Below are 17,936 nucleotides of genomic sequence, written 5' to 3' on the forward strand. Positions count from 1 at the left end.
ATTACCGAAAACGACGACAAAACCGTCATTCCGCTGTCACAAAGTCGATCAGGTGTTCCACCCGGCCGAGAAGTTGCGGCTCCAGATCGGCAAAAGTGCGCACCTGGCCGAGGATACGCTGCCAGGCCCTGGCAATATCAGCCTGCTCTTCGTGCGGCCAGCCGAGTGTCGCGCAGATTCCGTGCTTCCACTCGATGTTTCGCGGTATCTCGGGCCAGGCGGCGAGGCCGACGCGAGCCGGTTTCACCGACTGCCACACGTCGACAAACGGATGCCCTACCACCAGCACGTTCGCCGCAAACGGCCCGCGCGCCACAGCCTCCGCAATGCGACTCTCCTTCGACCCCGGCACGAGGTGGTCGACGAGCACGCCGACGCGGCGCCCGGCACCCGGTCGGAACGCGCGCAGAATCTCGTCCAGGTTGTCTACGCCCTCGATGTACTCGACGACGACGCCCTCGATACGCAGGTCGGCACCCCAGACCTTCTCCACGAGTTCGGCGTCGTGCCGGCCCTCAACGAAGATCCGGCTGGCGCGCGCGACGCGCGCCGGGGCATCCGGAACCGCCGTTGAGCCCGAGGCGGTGCGCACTCGGCCGAGGGCTGCCGCCATGGTCGGAGCTATCAGTGTGACCGGTTTACCGTCGATAAGAAACCCCGAGCCGAGCGGAAACAGGCGGAGCTTGCCGTGGCGGTCTTCCAGAGTGACGATCTTCTTCTCGACCCGAATGACGGCCCCGCAGAACCCGGTCGCGACCTCTTCCACCACGAGGTCCCTGGTCGCTTCCTGGGTCGGAATAATGATGCGACCGGCCTCGCGCCAGCCGGGGGAGAGCACGTCTGCGCTGTATCGATCGTCCATTGCATCGACGCTAGCTGATGCTCACCAATACGTTAGGTAGGCAACGGTATTCTGGAGACATGTGTGGTCGATTCATCATTACCGATACGGCGCCCGATCTGGCTGCCATGTTCGACGTCGAGCATGAGGGAGAGAACCTGCCGGAACCCTCGTGGAATATTCGGCCAACGGAGCAGATCCCCATCGTGCTCGAGTCGGCGCGCACCGATCCGGCCGTGCGCCGGCTGGAATCGGCGCGCTGGTCCCTGATTCCGGCCTTCGCCACCGAGCCCACCTCGAAGTTCCCGACCTTCAATGCGCGAGCCGAGACCGCCGCCGAGAAACCGACCTTCAAAACGTCGGTGCGTTCCCGGCGTGCGCTCGTGCCGGCCACCGGCTATTACGAGTGGCACACCGACGGAACTACGAAGAAGCCGTACTTCATCCACTCGGACGACGGCCTTCCGCTCGCCTTCGCCGGCCTGTACGCCTGGTGGAAGAATCCGGCGGCCGCCGACGACGACCCAGCGCGGTGGGTGCTGTCCGCCACAATCCTGACAACGGATGCTCTGGGCCCTCTCACGCAGATTCACGACCGCACCCCGGTTCCCCTGCCCGAGGAGTGGTGGGACCAGTGGCTGGATTCGGCCACGGACGGCGACCAGACGCTCGTCGATGCTGCCGTCGCCGCATCCTATGAGGTTGTGGAAACACTGAACTTCTACGCGGTAGCGCCGGTCGTCGGCAATGGACCCGAACTGATCGAGCCGCTCGACGCGATCGTCGGCGATTTCCTGTAATTCCGATCGGCCCCAGCCGGTACGCTCGAATAAGTACGTTCAAACCAGTTGCTGGGCGAAAAGACCGGGCACTGCCGTGAAAGGGTTTCCCATGCACATTGTCGCCTTTATCGCCGCGTTCGCGATCTTCGTCCTCGGCCTCTGGCTGTTCGGTCTGGCGTTCTCCGTCACGTCGCTGATGGGACTGACCTTCGTAGCCGGAATTCTCTGCGTGTCTCTCTCTATGGCGATCCCGTTCCACTTGCTGCGCGACTAGCAGCCACGCTGAACCCTCGCTGCTGTGAGACCGGCGCCCTCGGCGGGATGTCAGATTCCCGCGATACGGTAGATTCTCTCATCGTCTCTGAGACGATCTGCTCGCACCCGCAGAAAGGTACCGTTCAGGATGCATGACAGCCCGGCCGCATCCACCCCCTACGAGGTGCTCGGCGTGAGCCCGACGGCGACCAACGACGAGTTGCGCCGTGCCTACCGGCTCCTCCTGCGCAAAACTCACCCCGACGTCGGAGGCAGCGCGACCCGGTTTCATGCCGTTCAGCTGGCGTGGGAACGCATCGGTACTCCCGATCACCGGGCGGCCTACGATCGCCGTCGCTTCGGTGACACCGATCCAGAAGCGGATGCCTACGCCGCTCCCGCCGCCCGTGGCCCGGCCACGAAATCCAGCCTGAAAACCCGCATGCACGGTCACCCCGGCGGCCAGGCACGCCTGAGATACCTGGATCTCGTGCGCGAATGGGCTGGCCGCGGTGCCGTCATCGACGATCCGTACGCGCCAGCCCTGATCCGCAGCGCCCCACGTCTCGTGCGGCACTGCCTCGCCAAGGCCCTCGCCGAGGAGGCCACCGCCCAACTCGTGGCCAACCTCGGCATCGGATTCACCGCCTGGCACGACATCGACACCGGCCCGCAGACCGACAAACTCGACCACATCATCCTCGGCCCGGCCGGCCTGTTCGGCATCCTCTCCGAAGACTGGGGCGGCCCGGTGCAGCTGCGCCGCGGCGAACTGGTCGGTGACGATCTCGACCCCGACGACCGCCCGATCCATCAGTTCGAAGACGCCGCCAAATCGATTACGCGTGCCCTCAAGGTGCGTTTCACCGCCCTCATTATCGTGCTGCCCGACGGCGCACTCGACGAAGCGGTGTCCCTGCCGAAGCGCGGCCGCCGCCCGATGATCATCGGCATTCCGCGGTCACGACTGGTCGGCGTGCTGCGTGAGGGACTGATCGGCATGGAACGGGGCAGCTTCGAGAAGGTCTTCGAGCTGCGCAGCACGCTGCAGAATGGCATCCGCTTCGTTAATACGTGACGATCAGGCGGGCAGCGCCAACTTGTCGACCCAGTAACGCAGAAAAGTTGCCCCGGCTTCATCGTGAATCTGATCACCGATGACGATGACCGGATACGGCCGGTCGAGAATTCCATCGGCCGGGCGCACGTCGACGTGCGACACGTCGTAGCCGGCCTCGTGCAGGTGGTCGGCCATGCGGTAGTCGCTGCGCGAATCACCCACCGACCGCCACAACCGGGGAAGCGGACCGCTCTCGGCAAAGAAAGCGAGTGCCCGCTTGGCCGCATGGTTCTTGTCCAGGGTGACCGATTCGATATCGGTCGAGATGATGGTGGCGTCCAGCCGAAACGGAATCTGCCCCGAGGCATCGGCGCTTTCGCGATCCTCGAATCGAACGCCGAGCCCGTGCCCGACCATAATGGCGAAAGCGGCGTCATTGAAGTCGGATTGGCGAGCCTGAAAGGCCGCCCGGCTGACATCGGTGCGCTGCTCAACCGAGATCATCGCCTGCTTGGTCTCGTCGAAGAACATCTCGGCGGCGAATGAGTCGGCGACCAGTTGGCGCACTTCGTCGGTGACGGCCAGCGGTAGGGCGACGGCCCGATCAACCACGACTGTGCCCATGCCGTCTGACCCGATCGGAAACCAAACAGCACCCTTTTCACACACCCCGTACATGCGAAAATTCTCGGGCAGACCCGCGGCCACGAGCGGCGCGACGACCTGCTCGCGAATGAAATCGGCAGACCGCCCCGTAATGAAGGCGATCGGCACGTGCGCCCCGGCCAGGGTGATCAGGTCGGTCACAATGCTCGGCGTACTGATCGTGCGGGTGATCGGGCTCGCAATCGGCCCGTCCACGTCCAAGAGCAGCCCCAGCGGGGACGGAGTGTTTGACATTGGGTCATTCTCCCATAGTGACGGGCGCCTGCTGCGAACGGATGCTCCGCGCGGCCCCTAAAAAGCGCCTATCGTAGTTTGAGATGATTACGCGACGAGAAGTAGCACTGCGCCTGGATATCCCCCTGGAAATGGCCACCCGCCACGGTATTCCGTCGCGCCTAAGCGAAGCTCAGCTGGCCAGGCTGGAGGCCGAACCGCCGGCCTGGTTGCTGCAGTCGCGCGCGAATCGCACCGGAAAGAAGCCGGTCTGGGTGCAGCTCACCTGCACCATCTGTGGCTACACCGAGGCCGTGCGGCCCAAGAAGTGGTGGCCGACCTTCACCTACATCACCTGCTCGAACCACCGGGCGGATGAACTGCCCGATCCGGCCGACGGCCTCGGACGCACCGAGTGCGACGGCATCGGCAGTCAATTCATCGGCATCACCGATGAGGCACCGAGCCGGAGCGAACCGACCCGCGATAGCAGCGAGTCCGGGGACCTGTAAATACGCTGACCCCACCGGTTGAGTGCGGCGTACGGGGCGTACGATCGCGGTATGAAGCTCGTGTCTCGAAATTCTCTCCGCTGGCTCCCGGCGTTCGTCGTTCCGGCAGTCGTCGTCGCTGCCGTCATTGCTGTGCCGCTCCAGGCCGGTGCCACCGTCGATCTGCCGGACAAGACACCGGAGCAGGTTCTCCTTCTGGTGAACGACAGCACTGTGTCCGCTTTCTCGGGAACCGTTGAACAATCAGCGGACCTGGGCCTTCCGTCACTAGACCTCAGCGCGGGCATGAGCGAATCCATGACGGGAGCCCTGCCCGAAGGCAACGACAGCGTTATTCCTTTGGGAGTGACCACGGCCCTCGCATTGCTGAGCGGCGCGCACGAATTTCGAGTGTATGTCGGCGGCGAAAGCCAGTCCCGGGTGCAGATCAAAGACCGCATGGCCGAACGTGATGTTGTGCACAACGGCGGAGACATCTGGCTGTATGACTCCAACACGAACGCGGCGACCCACCTGAGCCTCGACCTCGAAGCCACCGCCCAGGCGAAGTCCGCCGAACTGCAGTCACAGCTGCCCACCGACCTCGCGACGCCAGCACAGCTCGCCGAGCGCTTCCTCGGCGAGCTCGACCCGAGCACGACGGTCTCGGTCGGCACCAATGCCCGAGTCGCGGGGCGCAGCGTGTACGAGTTGGTCCTCACGCCAAAAACGACCGAAACGCTCGTCGCATCCGTTTCTATCGCCGTTGACTCCGAAACCGGGCTGCCGCTTCAGGTGACCGTGCTGGCCCAGGGGCAGAGCTCGCCGGCATTCCAGGTCGGCTTCACCGCCATCGACTTCGCGGCCCCGAACGCCGACCTGTTCGCCTTCACGCCCCCGGCCACGGCCACCGTGACGGAACAGGCCATGCCGGCTCCGACGGAAGGCGCTACCGGCGACCAGCCGGGCGATCACAGCTCGGCAGCGGGTCAGGTTCCCGTCATGACGGGTACCGGCTGGTCCACCATCGTCGAGGTGCCAGCAGCGGCCGTGCCGGCCGAGCTGAGCGCCAACCCCATGCTTGACCAGCTGACCACGGCCGTCGACGGTGGCCGTGCCGTGACCACCTCCCTCGTCACGGTGTTCCTGAGCAACGACGGGCGGGTGTTCGCCGGCGCGGTTCCGCTCGCCGCGCTGCAGGCCGCCGCGGAGTGACAACGGTGTCCGGGACCGGCATCCTGCGCACGGCACGATGACCGGCACCGTGACAACCGCAAGCCAGGGTCACGGCCTGGCGATCGAGACCCGGGGGCTCACCAAAAAATTAGGCTCGCAAACGGCGGTGAACGGCATCGACCTCATGGTGCCGCGCGGCTCGGTCTTCGGCTTTCTCGGGCCCAATGGATCGGGCAAAACGACGAGCATCCGCATGCTCCTCGGACTCACCCAGGCGACGAGCGGCACCATCAGCGTGCTCGATCAGTCCATGCCCGCCCGACTGCGCGAGGTGCTGCCCCGCGTCGGCGCCCTCGTTGAAGGTCCGGCCTTTTACCCGTTTCTGTCCGGTGCGGCAAACCTGCGGCGCCTCGATACCGCCGATCGGTTCGCCCCACGCGGTACCCGTCGGGCCCGAGTTCAGGGTGCTCTCGAACGGGTCGGTCTCTCCCACGCTGCCGATAAGAAGGTGCACGCCTATTCACTGGGCATGAAACAAAGGCTCGGCATCGCCAACGCCCTCATCCTCCCACGCGAGCTGCTGGTGCTCGATGAGCCCACCAACGGCCTCGACCCGCAGGGCATGCGTGAAGTGCGCAGCCTCGTGCGCTCGCTGGCCGCCGAGGGCACGACCGTGTTCGTGTCCAGCCATCTGCTCGCCGAAGTCGAGCAGATGTGCACGCACGCCGCCGTGATGAGTGCGGGCAGCCTCGTCGCGCAGGGCACCCTGGCCCAGCTGCGGCAGGTGGGCGAATCACGGGTCCACCTGCGCACACCGGACGCCGCCGGCGCCCTCCGGGTGCTCACCCACCTCGGGCTCGGGCCAGCACACGCCACGAGCGATGCCGCCGACGCGGTCGTCGTTGCGCCGCTCGGAGACACCAACTGGCAGCCGGAGGCCATCGTGACGGCTCTCGTGGCCGGTGGCGTGCGCATCCGTGGTTTCGCCATCGTGGAACCCAGCCTGGAAGAACGTTTCGTCGCACTGACCGGGGAGGGTTTTGATGTCGTCCAGTGAAATCCTGCCGCAGACGCCGGAGCGCGTTCTGTCAGCCCGCGCGGGAGGCTGGGATCTGCTCGGCTCGGAGATCTCCGTACTGTTTCGTCGTCGTCGTACCTGGGCCATGCTCATCGCGGTGGCGCTCATCCCGATTTTGCTAGCCGTGGCCGTGCGTCTGTCCTCGTCGACGCTGGAACCGGGGGAGGGGCCGCCGTTCCTCGACCGGGTCACCCAGAACGGCCTGTTCGTCGGCTTCACCGCCATGGTGGTCGCCATTCCCCTGTTTCTGCCACTAACCATCGGAGTCGTCGCCGGAGACACCATCGCGGGGGAGGCTGGCCTTGGCACCCTGCGCTACCTCCTGGTGGCCCCAGCCGGCCGCGTACGGCTGCTATTGGTCAAATACGCCGGCGCTGCCCTGTTCTGCCTCGTCGCGACGCTGACGCTGACCGTGTCCGGCGCACTCATCGGTGCGGCACTGTTCCCGGTCGGGCCAGTGACGCTGCTCTCCGGCGACACCATCAGCGTGCCTGAATCGGTGTTGCGGTCGCTGCTGGTGGCCGCGTACGTCACGGTGTCGCTGCTCGGACTGTCCATGATCGGACTGTTCATTTCCACCCTCACCGATGTGCCCGTCGGAGCCATGGCGGCAACAATCGTGGTCTCGGTGATCGCGCAGATACTCGACGTCATCCCGCAGCTCGACTGGCTGCACCCGTGGCTGTTCAGCCACTACTGGCTCGGCTTCGCCGATCTGCTTCGGCAACCGCTCGACCTGGGTTCGTTCGGCCAGAACGCGATCGTGCAGTTTTGCTACGTGGCCGTTTTCGGGGCTTTGGCCTATAGCCGATTCGTGACCAGGGACATCCTGTCCTGACCGACTCCCGTCACTGCTATGAATCTTAACGAGACAAGGCCGGATCCAGGGGATCCGGCCTTGTGAACTGTCTCAACCAGTCCTCGTTGATTTCTTGAAAGAAATCTCCGTGTCCGAGATGGGAATTGAACCCACACGCCCTTAACGGGCACTGGCACCTCAAGCCAGCGCGTCTACCAATTCCGCCACCCGGACTGGGTGAAACGGCCTCCGGATGAACCGGCTGCCGAGGTAATAACTTAGCACGGTTTAGAACGCCCGTTGTGTCACTGCACCCGTTGGCGACGGGTAGCGTGTGGTTATGGCTTCCTCCCCGAACACGATTCCGGCCGCAAGTTCCGCTGATTCAGCGGGTGCGTCACCCGGAACGGCCGCTGCGAAACTCGATCTGACCGCCGAAATCGCGCGCGATCTCATCCGTTTCGACACCACTAATTATGGTGAGGGTCGTTCAAACGGTGAAACGGATGCCGCCGAGTACGTTGCCGAGAAGCTGCGAGCCCTGGGCCTCGTGCCCGAACTGTTCGATTCCGAACCCGGCCGCACCAGTGTGGTGGCGCGGGTGCAGGGTCGCGATACGTCCCGCCCGGCCCTGGTCGTGCATGGGCACCTCGACGTGGTGCCGGCCGACCCGGCGAACTGGAGTGTCGACCCCTTCGCCGGCGTCATCAAGGACGGCTTGCTCTGGGGGCGCGGTGCGGTCGATATGAAGAATATGGACGCCATGATTCTAGCCTCCCTGCAGGACGTGATCGGCTCCGGCGGTGCGCCGGAGCGCGACTTGGTCATCGCCTTCTTCGCCGACGAAGAGGCCGGCGGTGTGCTCGGTTCCCATTTTCTGGTGAACGAACACCCGCACCTGTTCGACGGTGCGACCGAGGCGATCAGCGAGGTCGGCGGGTACTCCATCACCCTCGGCGGCCAACGCGCCTACCTGCTGCAAACCGGCGAGAAAGCCCTCATCTGGGTCAAACTGGTGGCCCGCGGCGAGGCCGGGCACGGCTCTCGTATGCATCCGAACAACGCGATCACCCGGCTCGCCGAGGCCGTGGCAAAACTGGGGCGTCACGAGTGGCCGATTCGGCTTACCGACACAACCGAACAGCTGCTCGGCGAGATCGCACGCATTCTCGACGTGGATCCGCAGCGGGTCGGCCCCGACGAGCTCGCCCTGGCGACCGGCACCGCCTCCGGCTTCATCCAGGCCAGCCTGCGCACGACCGCCAACCCGACCGGCCTCACCGCCGGATATAAGCACAATGTGATCCCGGATGCGGCCGAGGCGCTGATCGACATCCGCTCGCTGCCGGGGGAGGAAGACCTCGTGCTCGCTCAGATTCAGGACATCGTCGGTGCGGACATCGAAATCGTGACGATGCACCGCGATATCGGCCTGGAGACCGAGTTCAGCGGTCCGCTGATCGACGCCGTAGTGAGCACCCTGGAGCGCCACGATCCCGGAGCGCCGGTGCTGCCGTACCTGCTGTCCGCCGGAACGGACAATAAGGCACTGAGCACGCTTGGCATTAAGGGCTACGGGTTTGCCCCGCTGCGGCTGCCGGCCTACCTCGATTTTCCGGCCATGTTCCACGGCGTGGATGAACGAGTGCCCCTCGACGCATTAGTGTTTGGCAGGCGGGTTTTGACCGACCTGCTCTCCAGCTACTAGCAAGCCCTGGATCCGACACGGAGCGGGCATCCCTTGAATAATCTGAGAAAGCGAAGCGTGTGGACTTTCTGAATGCGATCATCCTGGGTCTGGTCCAGGGCCTGACCGAGTTCCTCCCGGTATCCTCGAGCGCGCACATCGCCATCGTCGGCCAGTTTCTGGGCACCGGCGAAGATCCGGGGGCACGCTTCACCGCCATCACCCAGATCGGCACCGAGGCGGCCGTGGTGATCTTTTTCTGGCGCGACATCGTGCGCATTATCGGCCAATGGGCCAGATCGCTCGGGGGCAGCGTTCCCCGCACAGATCCGGATGCCCGCATGGGCTGGCTCATCATTCTCGGCTCGCTGCCGATCATCATCCTCGGACTGCTGTTCCAGGACCAGATCGAGACCGTGCTGCGGTCGCTGTGGATCACCGCGACCATGCTCATCGTCTTCGGCATTCTGCTCGGAATCGCCGATCATGTCGGAGCCAAACGGCGCAGGCTGCAGGACATCACGGTCGGTCACGGCGTCATCTTCGGATTCGCCCAGGCCCTCGCCCTCATCCCTGGGGTGTCGCGCTCCGGCGGAACCATCACGGCCGGACTGTTTCTCGGCTATGAGCGCGCTGCCGCCGCCCGTTATGCCTTCCTACTGGCCATTCCGGCGGTGCTCGGCAGCGGCTTCTTCCAGATCTATAAGTCCATTGCCGAGCCGTGTCTGGCTGGCGCAGCCAACTGCACGCCCGAAATCTTCGGCCCGCTGGAAACGCTCGTGGCCACCGTCATCGCCTTCTTCGTGGCCCTCGCCGTGATCGCGTTCTTCATGAACTACATCTCCAAGCGCAGCTTCCTGCCGTTCGTGATCTACCGCATCGTGCTCGGCATCGTGCTGTTCGTGCTCCTCGGCACGAACGTCATCTCCGCGTAGCCCGCTCGCAAGGCGACCGCCCTTTGAAAGCTAGGCTGGTTGTATGCGTGCATGGGAACGACCCGAAATTGTCTCTGTCCCCGGGGAATCCAGTGCTCCCTGGCTCCACGACACCAAAACGGACAGCCTGGTGCTGGCACAGCCACGCGATGCGGCCCGTCTGTACGTCTGCGGCATCACGCCCTACGACGCGACGCACATTGGTCACGCCAACACCTACCTGGCCTTCGATACCCTGCAGCGGGTTTGGATCGACGCCGGCTTCCGGGTGCACTATGCCCAGAATGTGACGGATGTCGATGACCCGCTCCTGGAGCGGGCGACGGCCACCGGCGTGGACTGGCGCGAACTCGCCGCATCTCAGGTGGAGCTGTTCCGCACCGATATGCAAGCGCTCAGCATCATTCCACCGAACGATTTCGTCGCCGTGACCGAGGTCATTGACGAGATCGCTGAGGCGGTCGCCGCGCTTCGCGATGCCGGGCTGGCCTACCCCGTGCCGACCGACGATGCCGTGGCCGGTGCTGACGGGCAGATCGCCGCCGATCTTTACTTCGATATCGCAGCAGCGCAAGCGAACACGGGCTGGACGCTCGGCGAGGAGAGCAACCTCGACCTCGTGAGCATGCTCCGACTGTTCGCTGAGCGCGGGGGAGACCCTGACCGATTGGGCAAGCGCGACCGTCTCGATCCGCTGCTCTGGCGGGCCGCCCGGGCCGGAGAACCTGCCTGGGAATCCCTCGTCGGTGCGGGGCGACCCGGCTGGCACATCGAGTGCTCGGTCATCGCCCTGAAGGAGCTCGGCACCGACTTCACCGTGCAGGGCGGCGGATCCGACCTGATCTTCCCGCACCACGACATGAGCGCCGGACACGCGGAAGGGCTGTCTGGGCATCCGCTCGCCGGCGTCTACAGCCACACCGGCATGGTCGCCTACCGGGGGGAGAAGATGAGCAAGTCGCTCGGAAACCTCGTGCTGGTGTCGCGCCTGCGGGCCAGGGGCATCGATCCTCGGGCCATTCGTCTTGCCCTGCTCGACCGTCACTATCGCACCGACTGGGAGTGGACGTCCTCTCTGCTCGACGAAGGGGTGGAGCGTTTGGCCCGCTGGTCGGCGGCCTTCGGTGCCGGCGCCACGTTCGGCGCCGGTGCGTCCGGTTCAGCGACAGCAATCGTGCAGTCGCTTCGTTTGGCTCTCCGACACGATCTGGACACGCCGGAGGCGCTGCGCATACTCGACCACGCTGCAGCCGACACCGTTGACGCCCCTGAACTCGTCCATCGCGCCGTCCATGCCCTGCTCGGCGTGGAGCTCTAGAACCTACTGCCGCGGGCCCTCTGGCCGGCTGCTCGGCCCGTCGGGTCGACCGTCAGCGCGTCCATCACGTCCGTCAGTGCCGCGTTTTCGCAGGTATTTCTCGAACTCCTGCGCGATGGCTTCGCCGCTCGCTTCGGGGGAGTCGACGGTATCGCGGGCCTGCTCGAGCTGGGCGATGTAGGCGGCCATCTCTTCATCCTCACCGGCCAGCACATCGATCCCGGTTTCCCATTCGGCCGCCTCGGTGACGAGCGCACCACGGGGGATCACGACGTCGATCACTTCTTCCAGCTTGTCGATCAGGGCCAGCATCGCCTTGGGGGACGGCGCATTGTGCACGTAGTGGGGAACGGATGCCCAAATCGACAGCGTCGGAATGCCCGCCGTCTCGGCGGCGTCCGACAGCACGCTGAGAATGCCGACGGGTCCCTCGTAGTTGCTTCGTTCGATCTGCAATTCGCCGCGTACCTTCGAGTTGTCGCTCGACACGAAGATGGAAATGGGTCGGGTGTGCGGAACGTCGGCGAGCATCGCTCCCAGAAACACCACACCGCTGACATCGGCGGCGAGGGCAGCGTCGAGAATCTCCGCCGCAAAACTCTTCCAACTTCGTGACGGTTCGGTACCGATGAGCAGGTAGATGTTGCCGGCATTCGTACCACTGACCCGCAACTCGGCGTCCTCGGCCAGCGGAACGCTTACCGGGCCGGCGGCCGTCGGTCCGTACATGATCGCGCTCGGCCATCCGATGGCACGCACGCCGTCTTCATTGGTCGACACGGTCGGTCGGTTGAACTGGTAGTCAAAGTACAGTTCCGGATCGACCTCGGTAATGACCTCGACGTCGAGGAGGTCCTTGAGTGCACGTACTGCCCCGGTCGCAGCTTCGCCGGCATCATTCCAGCCCTCGAAAGCAACGACGAGAAGCCGCCCGCCCAGAAACCCAATACCGTCAGTCACCGTGTATGTCCTCAATTCTTTCGGCCTCCCGGTGGAGCGCCTCAGTCAAGGATAGGCGGTGGCCCTAGACTTGAATCCCGTGAATGTTTCTCCTGTGCCGCCCTCCGCGCCCGTTTCCCTTCCCGCCGCCGTCCTCTGGGACATGGACGGGACCATCGTCGACACCGAACCGTACTGGATGCGTGCGGAAACGGAGCTGGTCGCTGAATTCGGCGGCGTCTGGACGCATGATGATGGCATGCTGCTGGTCGGCTCCGGACTGTGGAACTCTGCGGCGATTCTGCAGTCCCGCGGGGTGGATCTCACGCCAGACGCCATTGTCGCTCGCCTCACCGACCGGGTGCAGCAGCAGCTGGCCGAGCATGGTATTCCTTGGCGCCCCGGTTCTCGTGAACTCCTGCAGGAGTTGAAGGCGGCGGCAGTGCCGACTGCGCTCGTCACTATGTCGGTCGAGCGCCTGGCTCGGCAGATCATCGACCTGATCGATTTTCCCGCGTTCGACCTGGTTATCGCCGGCGATATGGTCGCCAACAGCAAGCCGCACCCTGACCCCTACCTCGTGGCCGCCGAACGGCTCGGCGTCGATCCGCGCCGGTGCATCGCCATTGAGGATTCCGTTCCCGGCGTCGCCTCGGCGGTGGCCGCCGGTACCATCACCATCGCTGTGCCCCACCAGATCGACCTGCCGGAAAGCGACGACTACACCCGCTGGTCGACGCTGGTCGGTCGCACGATTGATGATCTGGCAGCGCTCTATCGTTTCTCCACCGCTGAACTTTCCGAACCCGTTCATCTTCTCGCCCCCACCCGGGCTGCCCAACACGAAAGCGCACCACTCGCATGAGCAACAACCAGGTAATCCAAAACAGTGGACTCTTTCGCGTCGGCGACCGCGTGCAACTCACCGGACCGAAGGGGCGAATGAACACCATTTCGCTCCAGGCTGGCCTGACCTTTCACACGCATCGCGGAATTCTCGCGCACGACGACATCATCGGGCAGCCCGACGGATCGGTCGTCACCAACAACGTCGGGGTCGAGCATCTTGCGCTGCGCCCCCTGCTGGTGGACTTCGTGATGAGCATGCCGCGCGGCGCGGCCATCATCTATCCCAAGGATGCTGCACAGATTTTGGCCCAGGCCGATATCTTTCCCGGTGCCACTGTCGTTGAAGCCGGGGTCGGTTCGGGAGCGCTCTCGCTCTGGCTGCTGCGGGCGATCGGTCCGGCCGGTCGGCTCGCTTCCTTCGAACGGCGGGAAGAATTCGCCGACGTCGCCCGGGACAATATCGCCACGTTCCTCGGCAACGATCCGGAGAACTGGACCATCACGCTCGGTGACCTCGCCGAAACCCTGCCGGAGACCCTGCCGGCGCAGAGCGTTGACCGGGTCGTCCTGGACATGCTGGCACCGTGGGAGTGCCTTGGCTCGGTTTCCGACGCCCTCAAGCCCGGCGGGGTCCTGCTCTGCTATGTTGCCACGGTGACGCAGCTATCTCGCGTGGCCGAGGCCATTCGTGGTACCGGGTTGTACACCAACCCGGACTCCAGCGAGACCATGATTCGTGGCTGGCACGTCGAGGGACTCGCCGTTCGCCCAGACCATCGCATGATCGGGCACACCGGCTTTCTCATCACCGCCAGACGGCTCGCTCCCGACACGATTCTGCCCGAACTGAAACGGCGACCGTCGAAGACCGACTTCAGTGACGCCGACGTCGAGGCGTGGACGCCCGGGGCGCTCGGTGAGCGCAATGTCAGTGCCAAGGTCATGCGCAAACGCGTGCGGATCGCCGGGACCAGCGCAGACCTCTCCAAAGCTCGAGACCTCGACGCCGGTTAGAATAGGGCTCGGCCCGTTTCGGTTGTAGTACGCGCGAGGCCTCGGCCGCGCCACCCGGTCACAGATCGACCCCACAGCATCCAGCGCAGCGCCCAGTGCTGCAGCAACCCCGTATCGAAAGAAGGACTTGTGCGCAAAGCATCCGCGCTGATCGCCACCGCCGGACTCGTGATGGCGGCATTGACCGCCTGTGCCAGCCCCGGCACGGCCCAGGCCTCCTGTGACGCACCGGTCTCCGCGGGTGCCGCCTCCGAGCTGGTGAAAGTTTCCGGCGACTTTGGTTCGGCACCGGAGGTCACTTTTCCGACGCCCCTCAAGTCAGCGTCCACCCAGCGCACCGAGGTGATTGCGGGTTCGGGGGACAACATCGTTCCCGGACAGAAGATCACCGCAGAGTTCAACCTCTACAACGGTACGACCGGTGCTGCGATCCAGCAGAGTGCTTTCGACGGCTCAACGGCCGTCCCGATCATCCTCAACGAGAGCACCCTTCCTGGATTCGTCGACGGTCTGCTCTGCGCCCAGGTCGGGGCACGTGTCGCGATCGTCATCGCACCCGAGGACGCCTTCGGACCAGCCGGCGGCAACGAACAGTTCCAGGTCGCGGCGACGGACTCCCTCGTGCTCGTGGTCGACATCGTGAAGGCCTTCCTGCCTCGCGCCGACGGTGCAGACCAGCTGGTCGCCAACGGTCTTCCCGCGGTCGTTCTGGACGCCGACGGCACGCCCGGCATCGTGGTGCCGTCCGGCGATGCGCCCACTGAACTTGAAATCGGGGTCCTCAAGAAGGGCACCGGGGCCAAGGTCCTGGAAGATTCGACGGTCACCTTGAACTACACCGGAGTGCTCTGGAAAGACAAGACGGTCTTTGATTCCAGCTGGGCGAACGGCAGCCCGGTCGAGTTCGTTCCCACTGAGCTCATCCCCGGCATGGCAGCGGCTCTCACCGGGCAAACCGTCGGGTCGCAGATCGTCGCCGTCATTCCGCCCACACAGGCCTACGGTAAGACCGCGTCGGGCGCAGTTCCGGCCGATTCCACGCTCATCTTCGTCTTCGACATCCTCGGCATCAACTAAACGGCGGGAGTGACCTCGTGCCTTCCCCGGTCGACCCAGACGAACGCGGCGACGCGCCCAAACCGCGCCCGGTCACCGCTCCGGAACGTCTGTTCAGCTTGGTCCTGGCGCTCGTAGCGACGGACACCGGGCTGACCAAGGCGGATATCCTCGCCAACGTTCAGGGCTATCGGCAGCGATTCCTGATCGCTGGACCCAATGGCAGTTTGGAGCGCCAATTTGAGCGCGACAAGGACGACATTCGGGAACTGGGCATTCCCCTCGAGACGGTCGAGACTCCGGACGATCCGGGCAGCAACCATCACTTGCGCTATCGCATACCGAAAGGGCTGTACGACCTCCCGGCCGATGTGACCTTCACTCCCGACGAAGTGTCGCTGCTCAAACTCGCCGGCACGGTCTGGCGTGAAGGATCGCTGTCCGGTGAATCCCGTCGCGCCCTGATCAAGTTGAATTCGCTCGGCGTCGACTCGAGCGAACCTGTGCTCGGCTACGCACCGTTGCTGCGCACGCGGGACCATAGCTTTGACCCGCTCAGCAAAGCGCTGGATCGCACCGAGGTAGTGGCCTTTCTCTACCTCAAACCGGGCAAGAGGAAACCGCTTCGTCGCGTGGTCGTCCCCCGGGCGCTCGTGCAGCATGAGGGGCGCTGGCACCTCTACGCGACCGATGAAGTCGCTCATGCTCCGCGCACCTTCCTCCTTTCGCGCATCGTGGGAGCGGTCAAGGTCGTACCGGCGGCGTTCCCGTCCCCGGTCACCGATGCTGCCAACGACGCGTCCGCGGGCACTGCCGCCGACAGTGCCCGCGCCCTGGCCGAATTGGAAGAACTGTGGGCGAGCAACGTCGCGCACGTCCTGGTGCAGCCGGGCACCGACGCGGCAGTGCGCCTCGGCGCGCGTCAGTCGGGAATCCCGGCAACTGACCCGGCGTCCAGCCCGGAGCGCGTCGTGCATTTCACCGACCTGCACGTTCTAGCCGACGAATTGGCCGCCTTCGGGCCGGAAGTATTCGTCGTTGGTCCTCCCGCACTCCGCACGGCCGTGACCAGCCGATTGCTCGCTGTTCGCGATGCTCATTCGCCCGACCTGCCGGTCGGGGCAGCCGGAGCGGCGCCGCGCCGCCGCCTGACGCAATCCAAAACGCAACCGGCCACGACGGCCGCGCAGTCGCGAATCGCCAGCGACCAGCTCACTCTCCTGCTCTCGCTGGTTCCCTACCTGATCGAGCAGGGTCGGGTGACCGTCACGGAGGTCGCCGAGCATTTCGACCTGCCCCCTGAGCGTGTGCGCTCCCTGGTCAGTCTCATCGCCTTATCCGGAATTCCCGGAGAAACCCGTCAGTATTTGCACGGCGATCTCTTCGACATCCTCTGGGATGAATTCGAGCTGAACGACCGCATCGTCCTCACCCATCAGGTCGCCATCGACGATTCGCCCAGGTTCTCGGCCCGGGAGGCTGCAGCGCTCATCGCCGGCCTGCAATATCTCTCGGCCCTACCCGACAACGCTGATACGGATGCGATTGCATCGCTGATGGCCAAATTGACCCGCGGGGCGTCTGCTCCGCCGACCCAACTCGCCGTCGCGCGGCGCGATGGCGGGGCGACACGTGCGCTCCTCCAGGCAGCTCTCACGTCGGGGATGCAGGTAGAGTTCGACTACCTAAACGCCCGCGGTGCTCAGGAACACCGTCTCGTCGATCCGCTGCGCATCGAATCTGTTGACAACGACTGGTACCTGCGCGGCTGGTGCCATCTCCGCGAAGCGGTACGCACCTTCCGTCTCGATCGCATCAGCGACCCGCGCACGACCAGCAGAGCACGCAGCATGCACGCCGCGGATATTCTGTTGCCCGATACCCTGTTCCAAGCCTCCAGCGGCGACCTGGACGTGCGACTCGAACTCGAAACCGCGGCGTTGCCGTTGCTCGCCGACTATCGCCCCGAACGGTCGGTTCCGGTCGGTACGGGGGGTCATACGCGCACCACCCTGCGGGTCGCCCACTCCCACGCCCTCAAACGACTGGTCGCGGGATTGGCCGGGATCGTCACTGTTCTCGAACCGGCCGAATCACGCCGTGTCGTCGCCGAGTGGGCGGCGGCCGGCGTCGCGCAGTACACCGATGCCCCAGCCAGCGAGGAGTAGCGGATGCCCTGGTGGTCCTGGCTGCTCATCTGGAGCGCGCTGACGCTGGGTCTCCTCGCCCTTCTGGTGTGGTCCGGTGTGCGGCTCTACCGAAAATCCCTCGGTGCGCTGCGTGGCTTCGAAGCCCTGGGCGATCAGATCGCCGCACTGAACGTGGACGTCAGCCCGAGGCCGGAGCAGTTCAGACCGGCCGTCTTCACGGATCTCGCGGCGCTGCGCCACGAGGTCGAGCAGCGCGAAGCGGAACGCGTCCATCGGCGGCAGGTGCGTCGCGACGGCCGGATCGTGCGGGGTAAACTGATGCGAAACGCCCGCTACGTTACCCGCTAAGACAAGAGGACACACCCTCATGCTGCAAAACCTGACCGGATGGCATTTCCTGATCATCCTCGTTGTCGTACTGCTTCTCTTCGGTGCGCCCAAACTGCCCGGACTCGCCCGCAGCCTCGGCCAGTCGATGAAGATTTTCAAAAGCGAAATCAAGAGCGACAGCGTCGACCCCGATCCCAACGCACCGACCCAGTCGGGCGATGACACCGCGAAGTCCGCGGGTCCGACCGACCCGGCCGCGAAGCCCTAGCTACCGTGGCGGTACGCACGCGTCGGCGT

The 17,936-nt window shown here is 64.9% G+C and carries 19 protein-coding genes and 1 tRNA gene; 16 read left to right on the top strand and 4 right to left on the bottom strand.

Going from position 1 to position 17,936, the window contains the following annotated elements; all coding sequences use genetic code 11:
• Positions 1 to 25: 25 nt before the first annotated feature.
• Complete coding sequence (locus CXY80_RS10330; protein WP_104132469.1) at positions 26 to 862, bottom strand: DUF3097 domain-containing protein; 837 nt, start codon at positions 860 to 862, stop codon at positions 26 to 28.
• Between the two features lie 59 nt (positions 863 to 921).
• On the opposite strand from CXY80_RS10330, the gene CXY80_RS10335 reads away from it, so the two are divergent.
• The 3 genes from CXY80_RS10335 to CXY80_RS10340 all read left to right on the top strand — a co-directional run bounded on the left by CXY80_RS10335 (position 922) and on the right by CXY80_RS10340 (position 2,956).
• The gene (locus CXY80_RS10335) at positions 922 to 1,641 is read left to right on the top strand and encodes an SOS response-associated peptidase (protein ID WP_104132470.1); all 720 of its coding nucleotides are present in this window, start codon (positions 922 to 924) and stop codon (positions 1,639 to 1,641) included.
• A 91-nt stretch (positions 1,642 to 1,732) separates the two neighbouring features.
• The gene (locus CXY80_RS19730) at positions 1,733 to 1,897 is read left to right on the top strand and encodes a hypothetical protein (protein ID WP_166787591.1); all 165 of its coding nucleotides are present in this window, start codon (positions 1,733 to 1,735) and stop codon (positions 1,895 to 1,897) included.
• A 129-nt stretch (positions 1,898 to 2,026) separates the two neighbouring features.
• Positions 2,027 to 2,956: a nuclease-related domain-containing protein gene (locus tag CXY80_RS10340; RefSeq protein WP_104132471.1), complete on the top strand. Its 930-nt coding sequence runs from the start codon at positions 2,027 to 2,029 to the stop codon at positions 2,954 to 2,956.
• A gap of 3 nt (positions 2,957 to 2,959) precedes the next feature.
• Here the strand turns inward: CXY80_RS10340 and CXY80_RS10345 are convergent, their stop codons facing one another.
• Entirely contained in the window at positions 2,960 to 3,838 is an 879-nt protein-coding gene (locus tag CXY80_RS10345; protein WP_104132472.1) for a hypothetical protein, read from the bottom strand.
• Positions 3,839 to 3,921: 83 nt separating this feature from the next.
• On the opposite strand from CXY80_RS10345, the gene CXY80_RS10350 reads away from it, so the two are divergent.
• From CXY80_RS10350 to CXY80_RS10365, 4 genes are read left to right on the top strand one after another with little or no spacing between them, the layout of a single operon-like run.
• Positions 3,922 to 4,329: a hypothetical protein gene (locus CXY80_RS10350; protein WP_092448590.1), complete on the top strand. Its 408-nt coding sequence runs from the start codon at positions 3,922 to 3,924 to the stop codon at positions 4,327 to 4,329.
• Between the two features lie 51 nt (positions 4,330 to 4,380).
• Complete coding sequence (locus CXY80_RS10355) at positions 4,381 to 5,523, top strand: DUF2092 domain-containing protein (protein ID WP_104132473.1); 1,143 nt, start codon at positions 4,381 to 4,383, stop codon at positions 5,521 to 5,523.
• A 37-nt stretch (positions 5,524 to 5,560) separates the two neighbouring features.
• Positions 5,561 to 6,541, top strand: a complete 981-nt coding sequence (locus tag CXY80_RS10360) for an ATP-binding cassette domain-containing protein (RefSeq protein WP_104132474.1) — start codon at positions 5,561 to 5,563, stop codon at positions 6,539 to 6,541.
• Positions 6,528 to 7,400 (top strand): ABC transporter permease, encoded by an 873-nt coding sequence (locus CXY80_RS10365; RefSeq protein WP_104132475.1) that lies wholly within the window; start codon positions 6,528 to 6,530, stop codon positions 7,398 to 7,400. Before CXY80_RS10360 ends, CXY80_RS10365 begins: the two co-directional genes overlap by 14 nt.
• A gap of 110 nt (positions 7,401 to 7,510) precedes the next feature.
• Here CXY80_RS10365 and CXY80_RS10370 read toward each other — a convergent pair.
• Positions 7,511 to 7,595: transfer RNA gene (locus CXY80_RS10370), tRNA-Leu, on the bottom strand.
• Between the two features lie 106 nt (positions 7,596 to 7,701).
• Here CXY80_RS10370 and CXY80_RS10375 point away from each other — a divergent pair.
• From CXY80_RS10375 to mshC, 3 genes are read left to right on the top strand one after another with little or no spacing between them, the layout of a single operon-like run.
• A complete protein-coding gene (locus CXY80_RS10375; RefSeq protein ID WP_104132476.1) occupies positions 7,702 to 9,069 on the top strand; it encodes a M20/M25/M40 family metallo-hydrolase in 1,368 nt (455 codons plus the stop codon).
• Positions 9,070 to 9,128: 59 nt separating this feature from the next.
• Positions 9,129 to 9,983, top strand: coding sequence for an undecaprenyl-diphosphate phosphatase (locus tag CXY80_RS10380; RefSeq protein WP_092448595.1), 855 nt, complete (start codon positions 9,129 to 9,131; stop codon positions 9,981 to 9,983).
• 43 nt (positions 9,984 to 10,026) lie between these two features.
• Positions 10,027 to 11,301 carry a cysteine--1-D-myo-inosityl 2-amino-2-deoxy-alpha-D-glucopyranoside ligase gene (gene mshC / locus CXY80_RS10385; protein ID WP_104132477.1) on the top strand — a complete coding sequence of 425 codons (1,275 nt, stop codon included), beginning with the start codon at positions 10,027 to 10,029 and terminating at the stop codon, positions 11,299 to 11,301.
• A gap of 3 nt (positions 11,302 to 11,304) precedes the next feature.
• On the opposite strand, the gene CXY80_RS10390 is transcribed toward mshC, so the two are convergent.
• Positions 11,305 to 12,261, bottom strand: a complete 957-nt coding sequence (locus CXY80_RS10390) for a proteasome assembly chaperone family protein (protein ID WP_104132478.1) — start codon at positions 12,259 to 12,261, stop codon at positions 11,305 to 11,307.
• 79 nt (positions 12,262 to 12,340) lie between these two features.
• Here CXY80_RS10390 and CXY80_RS10395 point away from each other — a divergent pair, with 79 nt between their 5' ends.
• The 6 genes from CXY80_RS10395 to tatA all read left to right on the top strand — a co-directional run bounded on the left by CXY80_RS10395 (position 12,341) and on the right by tatA (position 17,907).
• Positions 12,341 to 13,105, top strand: coding sequence for an HAD family phosphatase (locus CXY80_RS10395; protein ID WP_255411845.1), 765 nt, complete (start codon positions 12,341 to 12,343; stop codon positions 13,103 to 13,105).
• Complete coding sequence (locus CXY80_RS10400) at positions 13,102 to 14,103, top strand: tRNA (adenine-N1)-methyltransferase (RefSeq protein WP_092448598.1); 1,002 nt, start codon at positions 13,102 to 13,104, stop codon at positions 14,101 to 14,103. The genes CXY80_RS10395 and CXY80_RS10400 overlap by 4 nt, the downstream gene beginning before the upstream one ends.
• A 129-nt stretch (positions 14,104 to 14,232) precedes the next feature.
• Complete coding sequence (locus CXY80_RS10405; protein WP_104132479.1) at positions 14,233 to 15,180, top strand: FKBP-type peptidyl-prolyl cis-trans isomerase; 948 nt, start codon at positions 14,233 to 14,235, stop codon at positions 15,178 to 15,180.
• A gap of 17 nt (positions 15,181 to 15,197) precedes the next feature.
• Positions 15,198 to 17,327: a YafY family protein gene (locus tag CXY80_RS20180; protein WP_233195250.1), complete on the top strand. Its 2,130-nt coding sequence runs from the start codon at positions 15,198 to 15,200 to the stop codon at positions 17,325 to 17,327.
• 3 nt (positions 17,328 to 17,330) lie between these two features.
• Positions 17,331 to 17,657 (top strand): hypothetical protein, encoded by a 327-nt coding sequence (locus CXY80_RS10420; RefSeq protein WP_092448600.1) that lies wholly within the window; start codon positions 17,331 to 17,333, stop codon positions 17,655 to 17,657.
• A 19-nt stretch (positions 17,658 to 17,676) separates the two neighbouring features.
• A complete protein-coding gene (gene tatA / locus CXY80_RS20525; protein ID WP_092448601.1) occupies positions 17,677 to 17,907 on the top strand; it encodes a twin-arginine translocase TatA/TatE family subunit in 231 nt (76 codons plus the stop codon).
• Positions 17,908 to 17,936 lie beyond the last annotated feature (29 nt).

It is taken from the genome of Cryobacterium sp. M91, from assembly GCF_002929615.1.
GTDB classification, from domain to species: domain Bacteria; phylum Actinomycetota; class Actinomycetes; order Actinomycetales; family Microbacteriaceae; genus Cryobacterium; species Cryobacterium levicorallinum.